A 7,181-nucleotide genomic window follows, 5' to 3' on the forward strand; every position below is an offset into this window, starting at 1 on the left:
GGGCTAAAGCCCCCTCCCACTGGGTCATCTCCCACCGGGTCATTGCCCAGCCCACCTGTGGGAGGCCAATTGATTCACGCCAGTCAGCATAGAACCTAAAAAAAGCCCGAGCATGACAACATGCTCGGGCAAACGTCCTGCTCACATGACCCGACATCAGTGAAGCAAGTGACGAGAGTGCTCGGTACGGTATTACGGTGTTAGCTGGCTAGCCATCAGTGATGGAAGCGCTCGGCGGCCTGACGGGCCAGTTCGCGGATGCCGTCCCAATCTTCGGCATCGACCATGGCTTTCGGGGTCAGCCAGGAACCGCCAACGCACATCACGTTGGGCAGCGAGAGGTAGGATTCAGCATTGTCCACGGTGATACCGCCCGTGGGGCAGAAACGTGCTTCCGGGATCGGCGCACCGAACGCCTTGATTGCCTTGGCACCGCCGCTGGACTCCGCGGGGAAGAATTTGAAGCGGCGGTAGCCGTACTGCCAGCCGGTCATCAGCTCGGAAATGGTAGAAACGCCCGGCAGCATGGGCACCGGGCTCTCGACGCCGTAGCGGTACAGCGCCTCGGTGGCCCCCGGCGTCACCACGAAATCGGCGCCGACCTGTTCGGCCTGGCGGTACTGGGCAGGCGTGAGCACCGTGCCGACACCAATGCTGGCCCCCGGCAGGGCTTCTTTCATGCGCTTGATGGCTTCCAGCGCGCAGTCGGTGCGCAGCGTCACTTCCAGAACGCTCAGGCCGCCCTCTACCAGCGCACGGCCCAGCGGCACGGCATCCTCGATGCGCTCGATGGTAATGACCGGAATGACTTCGGCCTTCAGGCAAATACTGTCCAGCTCGGCGGTGCGCGTTGAGGGTAACTGTTTATCGATGGTCATCAGTGAATCTCCAAGCAAATTGTTATTGGCGAAGGCCTGCCGTCAGGGCGCCCAGTAGATCGCCAGCGGGCAAGATAAAAAGGCGCGAATCGGCAGTGTCCGAACGTCGTCACCACTCATGGCGTTGGCCAATACGGCACGCTTGTCATCGCCGGTAATGTGCAGAATGTGGCGTTTTGCCTGATGCAGGCGGTCCGCCGAGAAGGTAATACGCGGCTGCGGCTGGCTGGGGGTGCGCACGGCAACCAGCGGCTCGTCGGTGGAGAGCGCCAGCCCCAGCTCCTGGCTATCCGGGAACAGTGAGGCCGTGTGGCCATCTCCGCCCATGCCCAGAATCACCACGCTGGCGGGCCAGGCAAGCCCTGCCGTGGCCTCGGCCACGCTGGCTACGCCCTCTTCCGGCGTGCCGTGCGCCGAGGTCAACGGTACGAACGTAGCCGCTGCTGCCGGGCCTTGCAGCAGGTTGTCGCGCACCAGTTTGGCGTTGCTGTCGCTGCTCTGCTCATCCACCCAGCGTTCATCGGCCAGGGTGATGTCCACCCGCGCCCAGGCCAGCGGCTTTTGCGCCAGCGCTTTGAAAAACGGCACCGGCGTCGAACCGCCCGATACCACCAACAGGGCACGCTCCTGGTGCGTAAGGTCGGCCGCCAGGGCTTGATAAACGGCTTCTGCCAGCTGCTCGGCCAGCGCTTGTCGTGTAGTGCTCATCTCAATAATCCTCGTACCAGCTGCGGCCGTCCTGGGTGATCATGGCAATCGAGGCCACCGGCCCCCAGGAGCCTGCGGGGTAGCGGCGCGGCGGGGTCTCGCGTGATTTCCAGCCGTCGATCAGTTGGTCGCACCAGCGCCAGGCGTGCTCCACTTCATCGCGCCGCACGAACAGGTACTGCTGGCCTTTCATGACTTCCAGCAGCAGACGCTCGTAGGCATCCGGGATACGCGATTTCGGGAAGGCATTGTTGAAATCCAAATGCAGCGGACCGGGGCGCAGGCGCATGCCCTTGTCCAGGCCGCTATCCTTGGTGAGTACCTGAAGGGCGATGCCCTCTTCCGGCTGCAGGCGAATGATCAGCTTGTTGGAAGCGATGCCACGCTGGTCCGGGTCGAAGATGTAGTGCGGCTGCTGGCGGAAATGAATGACGATTTGCGACAGCTTTTCCGGCATTCGCTTGCCGGTACGCAGGTAGAACGGCACGCCCGCCCAGCGCCAGTTGGACACTTCGGTCTTCATGGCCACGAAGGTTTCGGTCTGGCTCTGGGTGTTGGCGCCCTCTTCTTCCAGGTAGCCCGGCACGGCCTGGCCATCGCTGGTACCGGCAATGTACTGGCCACGCACCACATCGCGGCCCAGCGCTTCGCCGGTAAATGGCTTCAGCGCCTTGAGCACTTTTACCTTCTCATCACGGATGGCATCGGCATCCAGATTGGAAGGCGGGTCCATGGCAATCAGGCAGAGCAGCTGCAGCAGGTGATTCTGCACCATATCGCGCAGCTGGCCCGCGTCGTCGAAATAGCCCCAGCGCCCTTCGATGCCGACCTTTTCGGCCACGGTGATCTCGACGTGAGAGATGTGGTTCTGGTTCCACTGGGTGCCGAAGAGCGGGTTGGCAAAGCGCAGGGCAATCAGGTTTTGAACCGTCTCTTTACCAAGATAGTGGTCGATACGATAGATGCGAGACTCGGGGAACACGGCACCAATGGCGTCGTTGATCTCTTCCGACGACGCCAGGTCATAGCCAATCGGCTTCTCGACGATCACCCGGGTGTCGTCATCCAGGCTGTTGCTGGCCTGGAGATTGTGGCAGATATCGCCATAGATCCGCGCCGCCACGGAAAGGTAGACCACCATGGGGCGCCGTGCGCCTTCACGCCATTGGCGAAGTGCGTCGTAGCCGTCCACTGTGGTGAAGTCGAGCTTCAGGTACTCCAGCCGTTGCAGGAAGCGCTCCATGCTGGCCTTGTCCTGCTCGTCCTTTTTCAGACGCTTTTGCAGCGCGGTGCTGACCAGCTGACGAAACTCGGCCGTGTCGTGCTCCTGACGCGCCAGCCCCATGATCCGAGTGCTCGCCGGCATCAGCCCTTCGCGGTCAAGATGATACAGCGCAGGGAACAGCTTGCGCATGGCAAGGTCGCCTAGCGCCCCAAAAAGCGCTAAATCAATAGCGTGATTCGGATCGCCCAGCGGGGCATGTGACTGGCTCATCTCAACTCCTGTTTATAATTAGGCCATCTAATGTAGTTAGATTACCTAAAAGCTATCTTATATGAGGCACTATACGCAATAATTCGTGTAATTTTACTACAAAATATTATCGCCTGCTGCCCTTTCCGGTGGGTTTTACAACGGCGATGTCGCGCCCTGACCGCCTACGCTTCTACCTTTACTCTACGCCCCTTGGATACGCCACCCCTCCTCCCCCCAAGGAGGAGGTGGCCTTGCGCTGAATTAGCGACGCTGGCAGTGAACAAAGCACGTCTAACAACGAACGTGCCCGACAACAACAACGTCACAACGAGGTATGCACATCATGGCAATGGTTCGTCCATTTTTCACGCCGCTGCTCGCCGCTACGCTAGCAGCCACCGCCACACTCCCCGCCTTCGCCTTTGAGGATGACCGTTTAACCATCTGGATGGGCGACAATAAAGGCCAGGAAGGCATCCGCGCGGTCGCCGACCAGTTCTTAGAAGAGACCGGCATCGAAGTGGAAGTCGTGTTTCCGGACAACCTGACCGACCGCTTCCAGCAGGCGGCAGGCAGCGGCCAAGGGCCGGATATCGTGATTTGGGCCCACGACCGCATGGGTGAATGGGCACAGAGCGGCCTACTCAAACCGATTGCACCCAGCGACAGCTTCCGTGAAGCGTTCTACGACTTCACTTGGGAAGCCACGCTGTGGAACGGCGATACCTATGGCTACCCGGTTTCCGTGGAGTCCCTTGGCCTGATTTATAACAAGGCGTTGGTGGATACCCCGCCTGATAGCTTCGCGGAACTGATCGAACTGGACGCCACCCTGGCCCCCGAGGGCAAAAAGGCCATTCTGTTCGACTACAGCGAGCCCTATTATGGCTGGACCCTGCTGGCCGCCAACGGCGGTTACCCGTTCAAACAAACCGATAGCGGCTATGATGTCAGCGACATTGGGGTCAACAATGCCGGTGCCCTGCAGGGAGCCGAGCTGCTGGTGGAGCTGATCGAGAGCGGCGTGGTGCCCCGGGGCACCGACTACAACCTGATGGATACTCGCTTCAACCGGGGCGAAGTCGCCACCATGATCAGCGGCCCCTGGGCATGGCCCAACCTGGAGCGCAGCGGCATCGATTATGGCGTGGCGCTACTGCCCCGGGTAGGCGACGAGCGCGCCCGACCGATGTTTGGCGTGATGACCGCGATGATCAACTCCGCCACGCCCAACGACTTCCTGGCGGTGGAATTTTTGGAGAACTACCTGCTGAGCGAAACGGGCATGCGCACCTTCAACAGCGACGGTTCGCTGGGCGCAGTGGCGCATATCGATTACCAGGCAGAGCTGGCGGACAACCCCAACATTGCCGCCACGCTCGACAACGCCGAAGTGGGCATGCCGATGCCCAACATTCCTGAAATGGGAGCCTTCTGGGCGGCCATGGAGCCAGCGCTGCAAAACATCGGCAGCGGGCGCCAATCGCCCCAGGAAGCGCTGGATGCCGCTGCGCGGCGCATGCGTCAGTAGCCTCTCTTTTTTGCTCATCTGCCCAGCGGCATTAGCCGCTGGGCAGCTTTCAGGAAGCCATCATGTATACCACCAACGCGTCTCGTGGCCTTCCCCGCCATCGCTCTCGCCATCTTACTGAACGCTACACACGCTGGGCCATGCGTGGCGTGATTGCTGTTTTGGTGATTGCGCTACTTTGGTTAGTCTTGGCCTTTCATTTGAACGGCCAGTGGATGTTTGCTCTGCTGTTTTTGGTACTTGGCGGCTCGCTGGGCGTGGTCTTCACCAAGCGCACGCTGATGAGCCATCGCTATATCTTTCCTGCGATTGCCGGACTTGGCGTGTTCGTCATTTTCCCGCTGTTGTACACCATCGGGATCAGTTTTAGTAACTACAGCTCTACCAACCTGCTCTCGGAAGAGCGGGTGCGCAGCCAGTTGATGAGCCAAACCTATCAGGAGGACGATGATGCGTTCGATCTCACGCTTTATGCCGAAGGCGACCTGGTGCGTTTGCGGCTGGAAAACGAGCGCCAGCGCTGGATGTCGTCACCGCTGAATCTGACCAATGTGGAGTCTCGCCAGCTAGGCCTGCAGGCGGCCAGTGATGCCCCCACTGCAGACCCGCTGCCCATGCGCGACATCATTCAAGCGCGCAGTGCCCTGCAGGGGTTACGCCTGATCACTCCCGAAGGCACCGAGCTGCGCATGGCCGGTATTCGCCAGTTTGCGCCCATGCTCGACCGCTACGAGGCCCGGGAGGATGGCACGCTATATGATCGTCGAGACGACCGCGTGCTGACACCGGACCACACCATCGGCTTTTTCGTCGCCGACGATGGCCAGCGCATCACTCCGGGCTGGCCGGTCAACGTGGGCTTCTCGAACTACACGCAAATCTTCACCGACCCGGACATTCGCGGCCCGTTCATGCAAATTTTCGTATGGACCTTCGTGTTTGCCAGTCTCACCGTGGTGTTCACCCTGGCCGTGGGCTTCGTGCTGGCCTCTTTGCTGCAGTGGGATCAGCTGCGCGGCAAAGCGATATACCGCACGCTGCTGATTCTGCCCTACGCCGTCCCGGCGTTCATTTCGATTCTGATTTTCAAGGGCATGTTCAACCAGCACTTCGGTGAAGTGAACATGATTCTGGATACCCTCTTCGGCGTGCGGCCCGAGTGGTTCACCGACCCGTGGCTGGCCCGCAGTATGCTGCTGATCGTGAACACCTGGTTGGGCTACCCCTACATGCTACTGCTCTGCATGGGCTTGATTCAGGCCATTCCCCAGGATTTATACGAAGCCTCGGCGGTAGACGGCGGTGGCCCGCTCACCAACCTGTTCAAAATCACCCTGCCGCTGATCATCAAGCCGCTCACGCCGCTGCTGATTGCCGCCTTTGCGTTCAACTTTAATAACTTCGTGCTGATCGCGCTGCTCACGGGTGGCAACCCGGACATTCTGGGCGCCAGCACCCCGGCGGGCACCACCGACCTGCTGGTGAGCTACACCTACCGCATCGCCTTCCAGGATGCCGGACAGAACTTCGGCCTCGCGGCCGCCATTGCCACACTGATTTTCCTGCTGGTGGCGGGCATGTCGCTGCTCAATTTGCGCCTTTCCAAAGTGAAGGTATAGGAGGTTACACATGGCCATGGTTCAACCCCGCTCCGTTGGTGTGCGCCGCCTAGGGGCGCACTTAGCGCTGATCTGCTTTGTATCGCTGATTGTCTTTCCGCTGCTGCTGGTCATCTCGATTTCATTTCGCGAGGGCAACTTTGCCACCGGCAGCCTGATTCCAGAAAATTTCTCGCTGGAGCACTGGTCGCTGGCGCTGGGGATTCCTTGGGAGCGGCCAGACGGCACCGTAGTGCAGCCGCCCTTCCCCGTGCTGCTCTGGCTGTGGAACTCCATCAAGGTGGCGGTGGTGTCGTCGGTGCTGATTCTCATGCTCGCTACCACCAGCGCCTACGCGTTTGCCCGCATGCACTTCAAGGGCAAAGCGCCGCTGCTCAAAGGTATGCTGATTTTTCAGATGTTCCCAGCGGTGCTCTCGCTGGTGGCACTGTATGCCCTCTTTGACCGGCTGGGGCAGTTCGTCGGTTGGCTAGGCATCAATACGCACGGCGCGCTGATTGTGGCTTCGCTGGGTGCGGTAGCGCTGCATATCTGGACGATCAAAGGTTATTTCGAATCCATCGATGGCTCGCTTGAGGAAGCTGCCATGGTGGATGGCGCCAGCACTTGGCAAGCGTTTCGCTACATTCTGCTGCCGCTCTCTATCCCAATCTTGATGGTGGTGTTCATTCTGGCGTTTGTGATGAGCATTATGGAGTACCCCATGGCCTCGGTACTGTTGGTCGACGAGCACAAGCTGACGCTCGCCGTGGGTGCCCAGCAGTACCTAGCCGACCACAACCAGCGCTGGGGTAACTTCGCCGCCGCTGCTGTTCTCTCCGGCCTACCGATTACTGTGGCGTTTTTGATCTGCCAACGCTGGATTATTGGCGGTTTGACCGCCGGAGGCGTCAAGGGCTAGGCCGCCCACCGCTCGAGGGTTTCCTCGCTTGAGCATGTTGCTCATGACCGGCGCTCATCAGCGCCGG

General features: G+C 60.2%; 6 protein-coding genes. 3 read left to right on the top strand and 3 right to left on the bottom strand.

Annotated features, from left to right (window positions below; all coding sequences use genetic code 11):
* Window positions 1–215: 215 nt before the first annotated feature.
* The 3 genes from B7L71_RS00155 to zwf are packed head-to-tail and all read right to left on the bottom strand — an operon-like array spanning window position 216 to window position 3,081.
* On the bottom strand, window positions 216–878 hold the full coding sequence (locus B7L71_RS00155; RefSeq protein WP_039179577.1) for a bifunctional 4-hydroxy-2-oxoglutarate aldolase/2-dehydro-3-deoxy-phosphogluconate aldolase: 663 nt from the start codon (window positions 876–878) through the stop codon (window positions 216–218).
* Between the two features lie 42 nt (window positions 879–920).
* The gene (gene pgl / locus B7L71_RS00160; protein WP_081135047.1) at window positions 921–1,586 is read right to left on the bottom strand and encodes a 6-phosphogluconolactonase; all 666 of its coding nucleotides are present in this window, start codon (window positions 1,584–1,586) and stop codon (window positions 921–923) included.
* A gap of 1 nt (window position 1,587) precedes the next feature.
* Window positions 1,588–3,081 (bottom strand): glucose-6-phosphate dehydrogenase, encoded by a 1,494-nt coding sequence (gene zwf, locus B7L71_RS00165; RefSeq protein WP_081135050.1) that lies wholly within the window; start codon window positions 3,079–3,081, stop codon window positions 1,588–1,590.
* 325 nt (window positions 3,082–3,406) lie between these two features.
* On the opposite strand from zwf, the gene malE reads away from it, so the two are divergent.
* From malE to malG, 3 genes are all read left to right on the top strand, one after another.
* Window positions 3,407–4,594: a maltose/maltodextrin ABC transporter substrate-binding protein MalE gene (gene malE, locus B7L71_RS00170; protein ID WP_081135154.1), complete on the top strand. Its 1,188-nt coding sequence runs from the start codon at window positions 3,407–3,409 to the stop codon at window positions 4,592–4,594.
* Window positions 4,595–4,656: 62 nt separating this feature from the next.
* Window positions 4,657–6,213, top strand: coding sequence for a maltose ABC transporter permease MalF (gene malF / locus B7L71_RS00175; protein ID WP_081135051.1), 1,557 nt, complete (start codon window positions 4,657–4,659; stop codon window positions 6,211–6,213).
* A gap of 10 nt (window positions 6,214–6,223) precedes the next feature.
* Window positions 6,224–7,114: a maltose ABC transporter permease MalG gene (gene malG, locus B7L71_RS00180; protein ID WP_044629373.1), complete on the top strand. Its 891-nt coding sequence runs from the start codon at window positions 6,224–6,226 to the stop codon at window positions 7,112–7,114.
* The last annotated feature ends 67 nt before the right edge of the window (window positions 7,115–7,181 follow it).

This window comes from Halomonas sp. BC2, assembly GCF_002078115.1.
Classification (GTDB): Bacteria; Pseudomonadota; Gammaproteobacteria; order Pseudomonadales; family Halomonadaceae; genus Vreelandella; species Vreelandella stevensii.

Bases quoted from the DNA above. Each gene is read 5' to 3' on its own strand.
- pgl (WP_081135047.1), bottom strand. From the start codon at position 1,586: ATGAGCACTACACGACAAGCGCTGGCCGAGCAGCTGGCAGAAGCCGTT.
- zwf (WP_081135050.1), bottom strand. From the start codon at position 3,081: ATGAGCCAGTCACATGCCCCGCTGGGCGATCCGAATCACGCTATTGAT.
- malF (WP_081135051.1), top strand. From the start codon at position 4,657: ATGTATACCACCAACGCGTCTCGTGGCCTTCCCCGCCATCGCTCTCGC.
- malE (WP_081135154.1), top strand. From the start codon at position 3,407: ATGGCAATGGTTCGTCCATTTTTCACGCCGCTGCTCGCCGCTACGCTA.
- malG (WP_044629373.1), top strand. From the start codon at position 6,224: ATGGCCATGGTTCAACCCCGCTCCGTTGGTGTGCGCCGCCTAGGGGCG.
- B7L71_RS00155 (WP_039179577.1), bottom strand. From the start codon at position 878: ATGACCATCGATAAACAGTTACCCTCAACGCGCACCGCCGAGCTGGAC.